A 15,875-nucleotide genomic window follows, 5' to 3' on the forward strand; every position below is an offset into this window, starting at 1 on the left:
AAACGATACTGTCTGCGGCGGAGGTCTTCCCCGAACGCGCCGCGCTTAGGTCAGCGCGGGAGGAGGGGTGAGCGGAGGTTCGCGGCGAGGCCGCGGGCGGCGGCGAGGCGCTCGAGCATGGCCGCGGTGTCCGCGATGGGGACGCCGGTGAGGTGGTCGGTGCGCTGCGCGAAGTCGTCGACGATCGCTTCGAGCGCGTCGCCGTAGGCCGCCGCGTCGCCCTGCGCGAGCGCGGTGATCGCGGTGGCGGTGCGGTCGAAGGCGTCGCTGCCGCCCCGCATGGCGTCGGCCGCGCGCGCCGCGAGCGCGTCGTCGCCGTGGACGAGCGCCGCGATCGCGACCGCGTACGCCGAGGTGGGCGTCGCGGGGTCGTCGCCGATCTGCGCGTGCGCGTACCGCGCGGCGGTCTCGGCCTCCCCCGCCAGCACCGCCGCCTTCAGCATCCCGACCAGCCGGCCGTACGCGTCCGGCGGCGCGGCCTCCCACGACGCGCGGTAGCGGTCCGACGCGGCGCGCAGGTCGTCCCGCGCGCCCTCGACGTCCCCGGCGAGCAGCGCGCGGTGGCCACCTGCCTCCAGCGCGATCGCCTCCTCCAAGAGCGCCTTGTGATCCGACACGCCCCTCCCCTACCCGGAGAGGGGCGCGGGCGTGCGTCAGGCTGCCGGAGCCGCGCCGCCGGCGACGATGCCGCCGGAGACGTGGTTGGGCGGGCCCTCGAAGGACTCGTCCGCCGGCGCGGTGTTGCCGGTCGGGATGAGCTCGCGGGGCTCGAGGGTGCCGAGGAAGCGCTCGACCATGCGGGCGCACTGGCGGCCCTCGTTGATGGCCCAGACGATCAGGGACTGACCGCGGCGCGCGTCGCCCGCCGCGAAGACGCCCTTCTCGGACGTCTCGTAGGTCGGGGCCTTCGCGTTGCCGCGCGGGTCCTTGGCGATGCCGAGCTGGTCGAGCAGCGGCTGCTCGGGGTGCAGGAAGCCCATCGCGAGCAGCACGAGGTCGGCCTCGATCTCGAACTCGGTGCCGGGGAGCGGCGGCCCGAACGGGTTCGCCGGGTCGGCCTTCGCGGCGTGCAGCGTCGTGACCTGGCCGTCCTTGCCGCTGAACGACGTCGTCGCGACGAGGAAGTCCTGCTCGCCGATGCCGAGCGCCTTCGCCTCCTCCATCGCGTACGACAGCCGGAACTTCTGCGGCCACAGCGGCCACGGCGTCTTGTCGTCGGGACGGTTCTTGGGCGGCTCGGGCAGCACCTCGAGCTGGACGATCTGCTTCGCGCCCTCGCGCTCGGACTGCGCGACGCAGTCCGCGCCGGTGTCGCCGCCGCCGATGACGACGACGTTCTTGCCCTTGGCGGTGATCGGCGCCTCGTACGAGCTGTCCGCGACCCAGCGGTTGCGCCCGTAGAGGTAGTCCATCGCCGGGTGGATGCCGGAGAGCTCGGCGCGGCCCGGGACCGGCAGGTCGCGCGGCGTGCGCGAGCCCGTCGTGATCACCAGCGCGTCGTACTCCTCACGCAGCTCGTCGACCTTCACGTCCACGCCGACGTCGACGCCGAGCCGCAGCTCGACGCCCTCGGCCACGAGCTGCTGCACGCGGCGCTCGACGATGCGCTTCTCGATCTTGAAGTCCGGCACGCCGAAGCGCACCAGGCCGCCGGCGGCCTCGTCACGCTCGAACAGCGTCACGCGGTGACCGGAGCGGCGCAGCTGCTGCGCGGCGGCCATGCCCGCGGGGCCCGACCCGATCACCGCGACCGCGTAGCCGGTCTCGTGCGTCGGCGGCTGCGGCTTGACCCAGCCCTCGTCCCAGGCGCGGTCGATGATCGAGTTCTCGATCTGCTTGATCGTGACGGCGTCGCCCTCGCGGATCTCCAGCACGCACGCGGCCTCGCACGGCGCCGGGCACAGTCGGCCCGTGAACTCCGGGAAGTTGTTCGTCGCGTGGAGCTGGCGGATCGCGTCGAACCACCGGTCGCGGTAGACGAGGTCGTTCCAGTCCGGGATCAGGTTGCCGAGCGGGCACCCGTTGTGGCAGAACGGGATGCCGCACTCCATGCAGCGCGCGCCCTGGTCGCGCAGGGTCTCGACGGGCTGCTCGACCAGGAACTCCTGGTAGTCGCCGACCCGCTCCTTCGGATCGCGGTACGCGAAGTTGCGCCGCTCGATCTTCAGGAAGCCTCCGAGCTCACCCACAGTGCTGCTCCCCGTTCGTCGCGATGTTCATGGAGGTCCGGCGGCGCCGGCTGGCAAGGACGCAGACCCGAAGGAATGCCTCTGGCATTTCGAGCGGTCGAGGACGCCGCCAGGCGGTGATCGCCGGGCGTCCAGGGACGTCGTGATGGACGGGGGGCAGCACTTACTCCCCTTCGTCCTGACGCATGTCCGGCACGCCGACGACGTCGGCCGTCTCCCCCGCGAACTCGTCCGCCCGGGGCGCCTGCGCAGCGTCCTCCTGCGCGGCGAGCTCGTTGAGCACGCGCTTGTAGTCGGCCGGGAAGACCTTCACGAACTTGGCCTTCAGCGTCTCCCACTCGTCGAGCACCCGGCGCGCGACCGGCGAGCCGGTGCGCTCGAAGTGCTCGGACACCAGCGCGTGGACCTCGATCGCGTCGGCCTCGGTCAGCGCCTCGAGGTCGGGCCGCGACGCCGGGTTGACCCGCGACGCGAACGTCCCGTCCTCGTCGAGCACGAAGGCCAGGCCGCCGGACATGCCCGCGGCGAAGTTGCGCCCGGTCGGGCCGAGGATCACCGCGCGGCCGCCGGTCATGTACTCGCAGCCGTGGTCGCCCACGCCCTCGACGACGGCGGTCGCGCCCGAGTTGCGGACGCAGAACCGCTCGCCCGCCAGGCCGCGGAAGAACGCCTTCCCGCCGGTCGCGCCGTAGAGCAGCACGTTGCCGACCGCGACGTTCTCCTCCGACTTGTAGGTCGCGCCGTCCGGCGGGCGCACGACCAGCGTGCCGCCCGACAGGCCCTTGCCCGCGTAGTCGTTGGCGTCGCCCTTGAGGACGAACGTGACGCCGTTCGCCAGCCAGGCGCCGAACGACTGCCCGGCGGTGCCGTCGAACGTCACCGTGATGGCGTCGTCCTCCAGCCCCTCCAGGCCGTGCTTCTTGGCGACCGTGTGCGAGAGGATGCCGCCGACCGTGCGGTCGACGTTGCGGATCGTCGTGTCGATCCGGACCGTCTCGCCGCGCTCGATCGCACCCTCGGCCTGCTCGACGAGCTTCCAGTCCGGGTGGTCGTCGAGGTTGCCCGGCGGCAGCTCGGTGCGGTGGCGCGGCGCGCCCTCCGGCAGCTCCGGATAGGCGAGCAGCTGCGACAGGTCGATCCCGCGCTGCTTCCAGTGGTCGATCGCGTCGTCGGCCTCAAGCAGGTCGGTGCGGCCGATCATCTCGTTCACCGTGCGGATGCCGAGCGAGGCCATGATCTGGCGCAGCTCCTCCGCGACGAAGAAGAAGAAGTTGACGACGTGCTCGGGCTGGCCCTTGAACCGCTCGACCAGCACCGGGTCCTGCGTCGCGATGCCGACCGGGCACGTGTTCAGGTGGCAGGCGCGCATCATGATGCAGCCCGTCGCGATCAGCGGCGCGGTCGAGAAGCCGTACTCGTCGGCGCCCAGCATCGCGGCGATCGCGACGTCGCGGCCGGTCTTGAGCTGGCCGTCCGTCTGGACCCAGATGCGCGAGCGCAGGTCGTTGCGCAGCAGCGTCTGCTGCGTCTCGGCCAGGCCGATCTCCCAGGGGCAGCCCGCGGCGACGATCGAGGACAGCGGCGAAGCGCCGGTGCCGCCGTCGTGGCCCGCGATGAGCACGTGGTCGGCGTTCGCCTTCGCGACGCCCGCGGCGACCGTGCCGACGCCGACCTCGGCCACGAGCTTCACCGAGACCGACGCGCCCGGGTTCGCGCAGCGCAGGTCGTAGATGAGCTGCTTGAGGTCCTCGATCGAGTAGATGTCGTGGTGCGGCGGCGGCGAGATCAGACCCACGCCCGGCGTGGAGTGCCGGATCGAGCCGATGTACTGGTCGACCTTGTGGCCGGGCAGCTGGCCGCCCTCACCTGGCTTCGCGCCCTGCGCCATCTTGATCTGGAGCTGGTCGGCGTTCGTGAGGTAGTCGATCGTGACGCCGAAGCGGCCCGACGCCACCTGCTTGATCGCCGAGCGGCGGTCGTCGGCGAAACGCCGACGGTCCTCGCCGCCCTCGCCCGTGTTCGAGCGCCCGCCGATGCGGTTCATCGCCTTCGCGAGCGTCTCGTGCGCGGGCGTGGAGATGGAGCCGAGCGACATCGCGCCGGTGGCGAAGCGCTTGACGATCTCCTTCGCCGGCTCGACCTCCTCCAACGGGATCGGGTCGCCGGCGGGCTTGAACTTCATGAGCCCGCGCAGGGTCGCGCGCCGGTTGGCGTCCTCGTTGGCGAGCTTCGCGTACTCGTCGTACTTCTGCTGCGCGGTGCCGTTCGTGGCCCGGACGGCGTGCTGCAGCGCGGCGACCGTGTCCGGGTTCCACATGTGGTGCTCGCCGTCGCGGCGCCACGCGTAGACGCCGCCGACCGGCAGGAGCTGGTCGTGCGCCGACGGGTAGGCCCGTGCGTGACGGTCGAGCGTCTCCCGCGCGAGGATGTCCATGCCGATGCCGCCGATGCGCGACGCCGTGCCGGTGAAGTGCTTGTCGATCAGGTCCTTCTCCAGGCCGACCGCCTCGAAGATCTGCGCCCCGCAGTAGGACTGGATCGTCGAGATGCCCATCTTGGAGATGGTCTTCAGCAGGCCCTTGCCGATCGCCTTGACGACGTTCTTCTGAGCGACGTTGACGTCGTCGACGCCCTTGACGCGGCCCTGGACCACCAGCTCGTCGACCGTGTCGAAGAGCAGGTACGGGTTGATCGCGGACGCGCCGTAGCCGATCAGCGTCGCGAAGTGGTGGACCTCGCGCGGCTCACCGGACTCCAGCACCAGACCCGCGCGCAGGCGCGTGCCCGCACGCACGAGGTGGTGGTGGACCGCGGCGACGGCCAGCAGCGCCGGAACCGCGGCGCGGTCCTGCCGCATCCGCCGGTCCGACAGCACGATGATGTTCGCGCCGCCCGCGACCGCGTCGTACGCGCGGTCGCAGATCTCCGCGATGCGCCGCTGCAGGCCCTCGGGGCCCTGCTCGACCGGCCACGTGATGTCGATCGTCTCCGCCCGGAAGATGTCGTGCGAGACGTTGCGCAGCGTCTCCAGCTCCTGGTTGCGGAGGATCGGCTGATCCATCACGAGCTGGTGGGCGTGCTCGGGTGACTCGTCGAGCAGGTTGCCCTCGGCGCCGACACCGGTGCCGAGCGACATGACGATCTCCTCGCGGATCGGGTCGATCGGCGGGTTCGTCACCTGGGCGAACAGCTGCTTGAAGTACGCGTACAGCGGCGGCTGCTTGTCCGACATCACCGCGAGGGCGTTGTCGTTGCCCATCGAGCCGATCGGCTCCGCGCCCGTCGCCGCCATCGGCGAGATGAGCACGCGCAGGTCCTCCTGCGAGTAGCCGAACGCGAGCTGGCGGGTCGGCGTGGGCTCGACGCCGGTGAGCGTCACGTGCGCCGCCGGCAGGTCGGAGAAGTGGACCGTGTTCTCCTTGAACCACTCGCCGTACGGCTGCTGCGTGGAGACCTGCTCCTTGACGACCTCGTCCGGGACGATCCGCCCCTCCTCGAGGTCGACCAGGAAGAGCTTGCCGGGCTGCAGGCGGCCGAGGCGCTCGATCTCGTCGGCGGGGATGCCGAGCAGGCCGGCCTCCGAGCCGAGGATCACGTGCCCGTCCTTGGTCTGGCACCAGCGGCCGGGACGCAGGCCGTTGCGATCGAGCGTCGCGCCGATGACGCGGCCGTCGGTGAAGCAGACCGCGGCGGGGCCGTCCCACGGCTCCATCAGGCAGGAGTGGAACGCGTAGAAGCCCTTGAGGTGGTCCGGCAGGTCGTCCCGGTCGGCGTAGGCCTCCGGGATCATCATCATCACCGCGTGCGGGAGCGAGCGGCCCGCGAGCATCAGCAGCTCGAGGACGTTGTCGAACGTCGCGGAGTCCGACGAGCCCGGGCGCACGATCGGGGTGATCTTCGCCAGGTCGCGGCCGAACAGCTCGGACTGGAGCTGCGACTCGCGCGCCTTCATCCAGTTCGCGTTGCCCATCAGCGTGTTGATCTCGCCGTTGTGGGCGATCACGCGGTACGGGTGGGCGAGCTCCCACGACGGGAACGTGTTCGTCGAGAAGCGCGAGTGCACGAGCGCGATCGCGGACTTCATCGCGGGGTGCTTGAGATCCGGGAAGAAGCCGCCGACCTGGTGCGAGATCAGCATGCCCTTCCAGACGACCGTGCGGCTGGAGAAGGACGCGGCGTAGAAGTCGGGGCCGGCCGCCAGCTCGACGATCCGGCGGATGACGTAGAGCTTGCGCTCGAACGCGTCGGGGTCGGTCTCCCACCCCGGGCCGGCGCCGACGAAGACCTGGCGCATGACCGGGCGCGTGCGGTCCGCGGTCTCGCCCACGTGGGCGGTGTCGACCGGGACGTCACGCCAGCCGAGCAGGCGCTGGCCCTCGACGCGGACGTTCAGCTCGACGAGCTCTTCGATCTTCTTGCGGCGGGCGTCGTCCTGCGGCAGGAAGCACACGCCGACGCCGTACTGGCCGACGGGCGGGAGCTCGAAGTCGACGGCCTGACGGAAGAACTCGTCAGGGATCTGGAGGAGGATGCCGGCACCGTCACCCGTGTTCGGGTCGGCGCCTGCGGCGCCGCGGTGCTCGAGGTTGACGAGCGCCTGGATCCCCTTCTCGACCACCTCGTGCGTGGGCGTGTTGTCGAGGCGGGCGACGAACGCCACACCACAGGCGTCGTGCTCGTATCGGGGGTCGTAGAGGCCCGCGGCCTTCGGCTGAGAATCAAGCATCTGGGAGTGCTCCGGAGACGGCGTGGGCACCGTGAGGCGGAACGGCGATGGTAGAGCATCGCCGTTCGGTCCAGAAGGCGCAGGCCGACTTCGCCAGATCGGACAACCGACCTGACCACGGCCAAGACCCAGACGTTCTGTGCGCTACCCGGCCAGAACGGATGCGCCACCGAAAGGGTGCGCGGTTGGTGCGATCACTATGCTCCCGGCCGTCTCGGCCAAGGACGAATGGGACGTCAACGGCGAGGGCAAAGCATGGCTCACGAAGGGTCCACCCCACCACAGGAGGCACGTGCCTCAGATTCGCCGGACGTGATGGCCGCTCCCGATCTCGTCCTCACCTTGCCCGCCAGAGCCGAGAACGTCGCCGTCGTCCGCCATGCCTTCGGCGGTCTCGGCGACGCGCTGGACGTCGACGACCAGATCCTGGCCGACGTCAAGCTCGCCGTGACGGAGGCCTGCACGAACGTGGTCGTCCACGCCTACCCGAACGGCGACGGCCCGATGGAGATCGCCGCGTCCGTGCGCGACGGCCGGCTCTTCATCGTCGTCCGCGACGACGGCCGCGGCATGCTCCCCCGTCCCAACAGCCCCGGCCTCGGGCTCGGGCTGCCCCTGATCGCGACCCTCGCCGAGAGCCTGGAGCTGGGGCGCGGCGACGACGACCGCACCGAGGTGCGCATGACCTTCCGCCTGGCGCCCGGGGGCGAGGCCGCATGACCGAAGCGCCCGCGCTCGCCCGCAACGAGGCGACCATGCTCGTCCGCAACGGCCCGCTGCTGGGGCCGGTGCTCTCCCGCGTGATCGGCATGCTCGCCGCCCGCGCGCAGTGCCCGATCGACCGCCTGGACGACGCCCTGCTCGTCGCCGACACCGTCGCGGCCCACTCCCCCGACCACGCGATCGAGGGGACCGTCCGCGTCGGCCTCGCCGCCGGCGACGGGGTGCTGGAGCTGACAATCGGCGCGCTCGAGCCCGGCGGCGCCGCCGCCCTGCTCAAGGACGCGGAGCTGCCCGGCGTCGGCAACGTGCTGGAGCGCGTGGCCGACCACGTCGAGGTGCGGACGGACGGCGACGACGGCGAGACGCTCTACGTGCGCCTCGGCTTCGGCGCCTGAGCGCCGCATCGCGGTGAGCCTCGACGGCATCGTGGAGCTCACGCTCGAGGTCCGGGACCTCGAGGAGCTCGAGCGGTTCTACACCGACGCGTTCGGCATGCGCGTCCTCAAGCGCGAGGACGACCGGGTGTGGCTGGAGGCCGGGCCGCGCGCCCGGCTCGGGCTGTGGCTCCCCGGCGAGAAGGAGTTCGGCGACCAGGGCGGGCGCCACGTGCACCACGCCTACAGCGCGTCGCCAGGCGAGCTCGACGCGCTGACCGAGCGGCTGAAGGGGTTGGGCATCGACGTCCGCGGGCCCGAGGAGCATCCGGGCGGCGACCGCTCGATCTACCTGGAGGACCCGGAGGGGAACGTCGTCGAGGTGTGGGACTTCTTCGAGCGGGGCGAGGGCGCACGCGAGGGGACCGAGGCCCTCGCGAAGGAGTCTGATTGAATCGTCGTCATGCCAGCTGAGTTCGCACTGTCCGAGGAGTCTCTGGGCGAGGGGCGTCACGTCGTCGCCGTACGCGGCGAGATCGACCTGTTCACCGCCCCTGAGCTCAAGAAGACGCTCGCGGATGCGATCGAGAACGGCGCCACGCGCGTCGTCGTCGATCTCTCCGAGACGTCCTTCCTCGACTCCACGGCCCTGGGCGTGCTCATCGGGGCCGTGAAGCGCCTGCGCTCGCGCGACGGGCAGCTCGTGATCGTCAACACCGACGCGAACATCGCCAAGACGTTCGAGATCACCGGCCTGGACCAGATCTTCACCATCCTGGGCACCCGCGACGACGCGGTCAGCGCCCTCGACGGCGCCGCGTCCTGAAGCACCAGCTCCGTTCCGCCTTCATGCGCGCGGGCCGGGCGCGGCGCATCCCCGTGGGGATCGCCGGCGGCCTGCGCTTGGAGGTCGACCCGGCCGCGCCTGTCCACGTCTACCTCGGCACCGCCGAGGTGGAGATCGCGGCGGCGCTGCGCCGGCTGGCGCGTCCCGGCGTGCGGGCGTTCGACGTCGGCGGCCACAACGCGTACTACGCGATGGTGCTGGCGCGGCTGACCGGCGAGCCCGTGGTGTCGTTCGAGTTCGACCCCGCCGGGATCGCGCGGATGACGCGCAACCTCGCGCTCAACCCGGACGTCGCGTCGCGCGTGACCGTCCAGCAGGCCTACCTGAGCGACCGCGACGACCCCGCCGCGGGCGCGTACCGCCTCGACACGCTCGTCGCCGAGCACGGCTTCGCGCAGCCCGGGCTGCTGAAGATCGACGTCGAGGGCGCGGAGGGCGCGGTCCTGCGCGGCGCCCCTGAGATCCTGGCGCGCCGGCCGTCGCTGGTCATCGAGACCCACGGCGCCGCCGCGGAGGCCGAGGTGGCGGACGTGCTGCTGCCGCTCGGCTACCGGCTGACCGTGCTGACGCAGCGCGCCCGCTTCAAGGAGCACCGCGCCGCGGACAACCGCTGGCTCGTCTGCGAGCCCGGCTAGGGCTCGATCACCCAGCTCATCCGCGAGACCTGCCCGCCGCCGCGGACGGTGACGGAGAGCGTCTGGCCCGCGCTGCGGCGGGGCATCAGCCAGGTGCAGCCGGGGCTCTTGAGCTTGCGAGCGCCGACCTTGGCGGTGCACACGTGGGGCGCGCCCGTGACCTGGACGCCGAAGCGCTCGCCCGCCTCCGGAAGGCCCTGGGCCTGCACCATGAGGCTCCCCCCGAGCACCACCGCTGCGAGCTGCGCGACCACGGCCCGACGCTACGCGCGCCCTGGCGCGGCCGGCAACGCGCCCGCCGGGGCCGGGTCAGCGCGCGAACCGGGAGCCGACCGGCGCGCTCACGCCACGAGGGCATCGAGCTCGTCGGCATCGGTGAGCCGCTCCGAGTCCTCGTCGTCGGCGATGAGGTCGAGCACCGCGTGCTCGACCGCGCCCTGGATCGCGGGCTCGTCCTCGCCGCCCTGGGTGGCGATGAGCGGGTCGATGACGAGGCCGTCGTTGAACCGGTCGAACACGCGCGGGTCGATGTAGCTGGCCCGCGCGACGGCCGGGGTGTTGCCGAGGTAGTGCGCGACCTCCTTGATCGCGCGCACCACGGCGCGCTTGCGGCCCGTCTTCGTGTCCTGCTTGAGCCCGGACACGCTCAGCGCGACCGCCGCGAGCACCGTCGCGTTCCACGTGCGGAAGTCCTTGGCGGAGATGTCGAGCCCGGTCGCGTCCTTGAGGTAGAGGTTGATGTCCGGCGAGCGGACGTCGACCCACGCGCGGCCCTCCTTGTAGGCGAGCAGCTCGGGCAGCCCGCCGCGGCGGCGCTTGAGGCGCGCGACGATCTCCGCCACGTCGGCGTCGACCACCGACTGCACGCGGCGCTTGCCGTGCTTGGCGGGGTAGTCGAACAGGAGCGTCGCGTCGTCGACGAGCGTCACGTGCTCCTTGAGCATCGTCGCCAGGCCGTACGTCTCGTTCTCGACCGCGTAGTCCTCGGAGCCGATCCGGAAGAAGCCCTTGTCGAGCAGCCGCACGGCGCACGCGAGGACGCGCCCGCGCGTGAGCTCGTCGGTCTCGTGCAGGCTCGCCTCGACCTTCTCGCGCAGCCCGGGCAGCGCGCGGGCGAAGCGCAGCATGTCGTCGAACTTCTCCTGGTCGCGTCGCTGGCGCCACTTGGCGTGGTAGAGGTACTGCTTGCGGCCGCGGGCGTCGACGCCGGTCGCCTGGATGTGCCCGCCCGGGTACGGCGAGATCCACACGTCCTCCCACGCAGGCGGGATGACGAGCTCGTGGATGCGGCCGAGGACCTCGGCGTCCTCGACCTTCGTACCGTCCGGGTTGAGGTACTCGAACCCCTTGCCGCGGCGCCGGCGGCGGATGCCGGGCTCGCGGGTGTCGGAGCGGCGGAGGCGGATCGCGGGTGGCACCCCGCGGGCTTACCCGGACTTCGCCGCGCTCTTGCGCTTGGCCGGCGGCTTCTTGGCGGGCGCCTTGCGCGCGGCGGGCTTCTTCCCGCCGCCCTCGGCCTTCACCGCGTCGAGCGACGCCTTCAGCGCGGACATCAGGTCCGGCACCGGCGCGGCCTCCTCGGCCGCCGGCTGCACCGCGATCTCCTCACCCGCCGCTTTCTGCTCGATCAGCTGGAGCACCTTCTCGCGGTACTCGTCGGCGTACTGCTCGGGCTGCCAGTCGGTCGCCAGCGACTCCACGAGCTGCTTGGCGATCGCCAGCTCGCGCTCGTTGACCTCGACGTCGTCCGGCCCGGGCAAGTCGTCGAGGCGGTCCTGCGGGACGATCTCGTCGAAGTAGATGAGCGTGTCCATCTGCAGCAGGTCGCCGGCGGGACGGACAGCGACGAGCGCCTCCTTCTGGCGGATGACGACCTTCGCGATGGCGACCTTGCCCGTCTCGCGCATCGCGTCGAGGAGAAGCCGGTAGGGCTTCGCGCCGCCCGCGCCGGGCGCGAGGTAGTACGGGTGGTCGTAGAAGATCGGATCGATGTCCGCGAGCTCGACGAAGTCGAGGATGTCGATCGTCTTCGTCCGCAGCGGCTCCAGCGCCTCGAGCTCGCCCGGCTCGACCACGACGTAGCGGTCGGGGGCGATCTCGAAGCCCTTGACGAGGCGCTCGTACGGCACCTCCTCGCCCGTGACCGGGTTGACGCGCTTCATCTGGATGCGCGTGTGGCCCTCGCTGTCGAGCTGGTTGAACCGGACGCTCTTGCGCTGGACGGCGGAGTACAGCTTCACGGGCACGTTGACGAGCCCGAAGGAGATCGCGCCCGTCCAGATCGATCGCGGCATGGTCTCGGCACCCTACCCGCGATCTGCCGCCTCGCTGACATGCGGGCGCAACTTTGCGGGCAGGGTCGCGTTGGATGCCGTACATGCGCAGGGCTCCCTTCGTCGCGGCGTTGCTCGCCGCGCTGACGCTCCTCGCCGCGCCCGCGGGCGCCGCCACCGTCCGGACGGTCGTGCCGCCGGGCGAGGCGTGCGACCGCTCCGGCTGCGCGCCGCACGCGCCGGTGACCCACGTGGAGGCCGGGCCGGGCGAGGTCAACCGGATCGCGCTGACGCTGGAGGGCGGTCGTCTCGTCGTTCGCGACGGGGGAGCGCCGCTCGCGGCGGGCGAGTCGTGCGTGGCCGTCGACGAGCACACCGCTTCGTGCGTGGTCGGGGACAGCGCGCGGGTCGTGACCGGGGACGGGGACGACGTGGTGACGAGCGCGATCGTCGCGGCCGCCGTGCTCGGCGACGGCGACGACCGGTTCGCGGGCCCGGGCTCCGCGGACGGTGGGCCGGGCGACGACGAGCTCCGGGGCGGCGGCGAGGGGAGCACGCTCACCGGCGGCGACGGCGACGACGTGCTGGTCGGCGGCGACGGGACGGACGGCCTGCTCGGCGGCGCGGGGCGGGACGAGCTGCGCGGTGGCGGGGGCGACGACCGGCTCGACCCGACGGACGCGCCGGCCGCGCCGGCGCCCGACACGGTCGACGGCGGCCCGGGACGCGACCTCGTCGACTACTCCGCGAGCGACCCGGCAGCGGGCGTCGTGGTCGACCTGGCGGCCGGCGGGCCCGCGGGCGCGCCAGGCGAGGGCGACGTCGTGCTGGCAGCGGAGGACGTCCGCGGGACGCCGGGCGTCGACCGGCTGATCGGAGATGACGGCCCGAACGCGCTGGACGCGCAGGGCGGGACCGACGTCCTCGACGGCCGCGGCGGCGACGACACGCTGTGGGGGCCGCTCGCCCCCGCGCGCGCGACGATCCTGGGCGGCGCGGGCGACGACCGCGTGGTGGCGCTCGGCGGCGCGCGCGTCCTCGACGGCGGCGCGGGCGACGACGTCGTCACCGCGCCGGCCGACGAGGCGCCGGTGCGCTGCGGCCCGGGCGCGGACGTCGTCAGCGAGCTGTCGGGCAGCGCGACGCCTGCCCTGGTGGACTGCGAGCAGTACCGCTTCGACGTCGGCGACCTCGAGTGGACCGCCTCGCTCTTCCTCCCCCGCGCGCCCCACCGCGAGCGCCTGCGCGTCCGCGTCACCTGCCCGCGCCAGGCCCCGACGTGCCGCGCGGGCGTCACGGTGACCGCACGCGGCGCGACGCGGGCGAGCGCGCCCCGGTGGATCGCGCCCGGCCGCGCCGCCGCGTTCGCCGTCCCGCTCTCCCGCGCGGCCGCCCGCGCCGCGTCGCGGCCGGGCGGGACGTCGGTGCGGATCGCGGTGCGGTTCGACCCGCGCGGCCCGATCGAGCCGCGCACCATCCGGGTGCCGGTGTGGATCGGGGCGGGCGCGTGAGGCGCGCCGCGGCGCTCGTCGTCGCGCTCCTGCTCCCCGCCGGCGCCGCCGAGGCCGCGACCGTCGACACGTACGTCCCGCCCGACGGCGGCACCTGCTGGGCGCCGCGGTCATGCGACCCCGTGCTGCGTGTCACCGCGGCCTCCGGCGAGCGCAACGTCCTCGACGTGGCCTGGACGCCGGACGGCCGGTTCGTCGTGCACGACGCGGGTGCGCCGCTGACGCCGGCGGTCGCGGGGTGCGTCTCCGTCGACCCGCAGACGGTCGCCTGCACGACCGGCGCGCGGACGGCCGACGTCTTCACGGGCGACGGCGACGACGTCGTCACCGGCGCGACGAGCGCGCAGCTCGGGGCGGGCGACGATCGCTTCACCGGCTCCGGGTTCGCGGACGGCGGCCCGGGCGACGACGAGCTGCGCGCCACCCGGGCGCCGGCGCAGATGAGCGGCGGGCCGGGCGACGACCTCCTCTCCGGGACGGACGGGGACGACCGGCTGCGCGGTGGGGGCGGCCGCGACACGCTGCTCGGCGGGCCCGGGAACGACGTCCTCCACGCGGGCGACGCCGAGCCGCCCGCGCCGACCGCCCGGAACCCCGTGCCCGATTGGACGCCGACCCGGTGGGCCCCTGCGGCCGCGGACGTCGTCGACGGTGGCCCGGGCACCGACCGGCTCACCTACGAGACGCGCGACAAGCGCTCCGGGGTGGCCGTCGACCTCGCCGATGGGCTGCCGGAGGGGCGGCCGGGCGAGGGCGACGTCGTCACCGGCGTCGAGGACGTCACCGGCACCGACGGCGACGACCGCCTGCGCGGCGACGACGGGCCGAACCGGCTGGACGGCCGCGGCGGAAGCGACGAGCTCGCGGGCCGCGGCGGCGACGACCACCTCGAGACGTGGTCCAGCGCGGGCCGCGGGACCATGCGCGGTGGCGACGGCGACGACGTCCTCGAACCGCTGGGAGCCGCAGGGCTGCTCGACGGCGGCGCGGGCGACGACGTGCTCTGGGGCGGGTGGCCCGCCGCCCGCTGCGGGCCTGGCCACGACCTCGTCATCGAGGGCGACGCGGTCGGCCCGCGCTTCGGGCTCAGCGCGTGCGAGCGCCTGCGCTTCGGCTTCAGCGGCGGCTCCGGGGTGGGCACGCTCGACATCCGCCGCGCCGGCGGCCGCCTGGCTCTACGGCTCACCTGCCCGCGCGGCGTGCCGGCCTGCCGCACCACGGTCCGCTCCGGCCGGCACACCAGGTCGCGGAAGATCGCGCCCGGGACGTCCAGGACGTTCCCCCTCGCCCAGCCGGCCGGCGCCCGCGTCACCGTCGCGATCGAGGTGCGCCTGCGCGGCGCGCGCCTGACGCCGCGCGAGCAGCGCCCGACGCGCATCCGCGTGACGCTGGCGGCTACGACGTAGCGGCGCTCGACTCGCGCGCGAACCGGCCCTCGGGCTGCGGCGCGTCGTCGTGCGGGCCCTCGCAGAACTCCTCGATCATCTTCGCGTTGAAGGCCGGGAGGTCGTCCGGCTTGCGGGAGGTGGTCAGGCCCGAGTCGACGTGCACCTCCTCGTCGACCCAGGTGCCGCCGCCGTTCTCGACGTCGGTCTTGAGCGACGGCCACGACGTGATCGTGCGGCCCTTGACGATGCCGGTCTCGACGAGGATCCACGGGCCGTGGCAGATCGAGGCGATCGGCTTCTTGGCGCTGGCGAACGCGGCGACGAACGTGCACGCGTCCGCGTCGGCACGCAGGAAGTCGCCGTTCGCCACGCCGCCCGGGATCAGCAGCGCGTCGTAGCTGCCGGCGGTGACGTCCGACACCTTCTTGTCGACCGGGAACGTGTCGCCGTGGTCGAGGTGGTTGAACGCCTGGATCGGCTCGGTGTCGAGCGCGATCAGGTCCGTCTTCGCCCCGGCCGCCTCGAGCGCCTTGCGCGGCTCGGTCAGCTCGACCTGCTCGACCCCGTCGGTGGCGAGGATCGCGATGGTCTTCCCTTCGAGCTTCTTGTCAGCCATGCACCTGCCTTACCCGCCCGCGCCGCTCGTGCTCCATCTCCTGCGCGACCGCCGCGGCGGCCGCCTCGCCCTTCTCCCGCTCGACCAGCCACAGCGCGAGGTCGATGCCGGAGGTCACGCCGCCGCACGTGAGCACGTCGCCGTCGTCGACCACGCGCTCGTCCACCACCGTGACGCCGGGCGTGGCGCGCAGCTCGTCGATCGAGCCCTGGTGGGTCGTCGCGCGGCGCCCCTCGAGCACGCCCGCGGCGGCGAGGAGCATCCCGCCGGTGCAGACGCTGGCGAGCGAGGTGCCGGCCGCGTGGAGCTCCGCCAGCCGCCGCGGGAGGTCGCCGCGCTGCGCCTCCGCGTAGGCGCCCTGCGGGCTGCGGTCGTTCCACCCGCCGCCGGGGACGAGCACGAGGTCGGCGTCCTCCGACAGCGCCCCCTCCGCCCGCACCACGGCGCCGTGGGAGCCGCGCACCTCGCGCCCCTCCTGGCCGTCGAGCGTCACCAGCCGCACGTCGAACCCGCCGTTGACCAGGACCTCGAAGGGCGCGATCGCGTCGACCTCGTCGAAGCCGTCGAACAGCACGATGTCGATGTTCTGCATG

At 73.1% G+C, this 15,875-nt stretch carries 15 protein-coding genes; 7 read left to right on the plus strand and 8 right to left on the minus strand.

The window, feature by feature from the left end; genetic code table 11:
- Positions 1-50: 50 nt before the first annotated feature.
- From AC1UE5_RS24720 to gltB, 3 genes are all read right to left on the minus strand, one after another.
- On the minus strand, positions 51-617 hold the full coding sequence (locus tag AC1UE5_RS24720) for a hypothetical protein (RefSeq protein ID WP_482928598.1): 567 nt from the start codon (positions 615-617) through the stop codon (positions 51-53).
- Positions 618-653: 36 nt separating this feature from the next.
- Complete coding sequence (locus AC1UE5_RS24725; protein ID WP_482928599.1) at positions 654-2,189, minus strand: glutamate synthase subunit beta; 1,536 nt, start codon at positions 2,187-2,189, stop codon at positions 654-656.
- Positions 2,190-2,352: 163 nt separating this feature from the next.
- A complete protein-coding gene (gltB, locus tag AC1UE5_RS24730) occupies positions 2,353-6,915 on the minus strand; it encodes a glutamate synthase large subunit (protein WP_482928600.1) in 4,563 nt (1,520 codons plus the stop codon).
- Between the two features lie 342 nt (positions 6,916-7,257).
- Here gltB and AC1UE5_RS24735 point away from each other — a divergent pair, with 342 nt between their 5' ends.
- From AC1UE5_RS24735 to AC1UE5_RS24755, 5 genes are read left to right on the plus strand one after another with little or no spacing between them, the layout of a single operon-like run.
- Complete coding sequence (locus AC1UE5_RS24735) at positions 7,258-7,635, plus strand: ATP-binding protein (RefSeq protein ID WP_482928601.1); 378 nt, start codon at positions 7,258-7,260, stop codon at positions 7,633-7,635.
- Positions 7,632-8,033, plus strand: coding sequence for a hypothetical protein (locus AC1UE5_RS24740; protein ID WP_482928602.1), 402 nt, complete (start codon positions 7,632-7,634; stop codon positions 8,031-8,033). Before AC1UE5_RS24735 ends, AC1UE5_RS24740 begins: the two co-directional genes overlap by 4 nt.
- A 13-nt stretch (positions 8,034-8,046) precedes the next feature.
- Positions 8,047-8,466, plus strand: a complete 420-nt coding sequence (locus AC1UE5_RS24745; RefSeq protein WP_482928603.1) for a VOC family protein — start codon at positions 8,047-8,049, stop codon at positions 8,464-8,466.
- A 9-nt stretch (positions 8,467-8,475) separates the two neighbouring features.
- The gene (locus tag AC1UE5_RS24750) at positions 8,476-8,838 is read left to right on the plus strand and encodes an STAS domain-containing protein (protein WP_482928604.1); all 363 of its coding nucleotides are present in this window, start codon (positions 8,476-8,478) and stop codon (positions 8,836-8,838) included.
- 23 nt (positions 8,839-8,861) lie between these two features.
- On the plus strand, positions 8,862-9,494 hold the full coding sequence (locus tag AC1UE5_RS24755; protein WP_482928605.1) for an FkbM family methyltransferase: 633 nt from the start codon (positions 8,862-8,864) through the stop codon (positions 9,492-9,494).
- On the opposite strand, the gene AC1UE5_RS24760 is transcribed toward AC1UE5_RS24755, so the two are convergent.
- The 3 genes from AC1UE5_RS24760 to ku all read right to left on the minus strand — a co-directional run bounded on the left by AC1UE5_RS24760 (position 9,491) and on the right by ku (position 11,788).
- Positions 9,491-9,748, minus strand: coding sequence for a hypothetical protein (locus AC1UE5_RS24760; protein ID WP_482928606.1), 258 nt, complete (start codon positions 9,746-9,748; stop codon positions 9,491-9,493). The two genes, AC1UE5_RS24755 and AC1UE5_RS24760, sit on opposite strands and share 4 nt — an antisense overlap.
- 87 nt (positions 9,749-9,835) lie before the next feature.
- Positions 9,836-10,912 carry a DNA topoisomerase IB gene (locus tag AC1UE5_RS24765; RefSeq protein ID WP_482928607.1) on the minus strand — a complete coding sequence of 359 codons (1,077 nt, stop codon included), beginning with the start codon at positions 10,910-10,912 and terminating at the stop codon, positions 9,836-9,838.
- Positions 10,913-10,921: 9 nt separating this feature from the next.
- Positions 10,922-11,788 (minus strand): non-homologous end joining protein Ku, encoded by an 867-nt coding sequence (ku, locus tag AC1UE5_RS24770; protein WP_482928608.1) that lies wholly within the window; start codon positions 11,786-11,788, stop codon positions 10,922-10,924.
- Between the two features lie 83 nt (positions 11,789-11,871).
- Between ku and AC1UE5_RS24775 the strand changes: the two genes are divergently transcribed.
- Positions 11,872-13,278, plus strand: a complete 1,407-nt coding sequence (locus tag AC1UE5_RS24775; protein ID WP_482928609.1) for a calcium-binding protein — start codon at positions 11,872-11,874, stop codon at positions 13,276-13,278.
- Entirely contained in the window at positions 13,275-14,684 is a 1,410-nt protein-coding gene (locus AC1UE5_RS24780) for a calcium-binding protein (RefSeq protein WP_482928610.1), read from the plus strand. Before AC1UE5_RS24775 ends, AC1UE5_RS24780 begins: the two co-directional genes overlap by 4 nt.
- Here AC1UE5_RS24780 and AC1UE5_RS24785 read toward each other — a convergent pair.
- A complete protein-coding gene (locus tag AC1UE5_RS24785) occupies positions 14,674-15,282 on the minus strand; it encodes a type 1 glutamine amidotransferase domain-containing protein (protein WP_482928611.1) in 609 nt (202 codons plus the stop codon). The genes AC1UE5_RS24780 and AC1UE5_RS24785 overlap by 11 nt on opposite strands.
- Positions 15,275-15,874 carry a DJ-1/PfpI family protein gene (locus tag AC1UE5_RS24790; RefSeq protein ID WP_482928612.1) on the minus strand — a complete coding sequence of 200 codons (600 nt, stop codon included), beginning with the start codon at positions 15,872-15,874 and terminating at the stop codon, positions 15,275-15,277. Before AC1UE5_RS24790 ends, AC1UE5_RS24785 begins: the two co-directional genes overlap by 8 nt.
- Position 15,875: the final 1 nt, after the last annotated feature.

The sequence above is a fragment of the Parviterribacter multiflagellatus genome, assembly GCF_056863265.1.

What these genes read in the sequence shown, in the direction of transcription:
- gltB (WP_482928600.1), bottom strand. Translation starts at nt 6,915, where the DNA reads ATGCTTGATTCTCAGCCGAAGGCCGCGGGCCTCTACGACCCCCGATAC.
- AC1UE5_RS24740 (WP_482928602.1), top strand. Translation starts at nt 7,632, where the DNA reads ATGACCGAAGCGCCCGCGCTCGCCCGCAACGAGGCGACCATGCTCGTC.
- AC1UE5_RS24750 (WP_482928604.1), top strand. Translation starts at nt 8,476, where the DNA reads ATGCCAGCTGAGTTCGCACTGTCCGAGGAGTCTCTGGGCGAGGGGCGT.
- AC1UE5_RS24755 (WP_482928605.1), top strand. Translation starts at nt 8,862, where the DNA reads ATGCGCGCGGGCCGGGCGCGGCGCATCCCCGTGGGGATCGCCGGCGGC.
- ku (WP_482928608.1), bottom strand. Translation starts at nt 11,788, where the DNA reads ATGCCGCGATCGATCTGGACGGGCGCGATCTCCTTCGGGCTCGTCAAC.
- AC1UE5_RS24775 (WP_482928609.1), top strand. Translation starts at nt 11,872, where the DNA reads ATGCGCAGGGCTCCCTTCGTCGCGGCGTTGCTCGCCGCGCTGACGCTC.
- AC1UE5_RS24785 (WP_482928611.1), bottom strand. Translation starts at nt 15,282, where the DNA reads ATGGCTGACAAGAAGCTCGAAGGGAAGACCATCGCGATCCTCGCCACC.
- AC1UE5_RS24790 (WP_482928612.1), bottom strand. Translation starts at nt 15,874, where the DNA reads ATGCAGAACATCGACATCGTGCTGTTCGACGGCTTCGACGAGGTCGAC.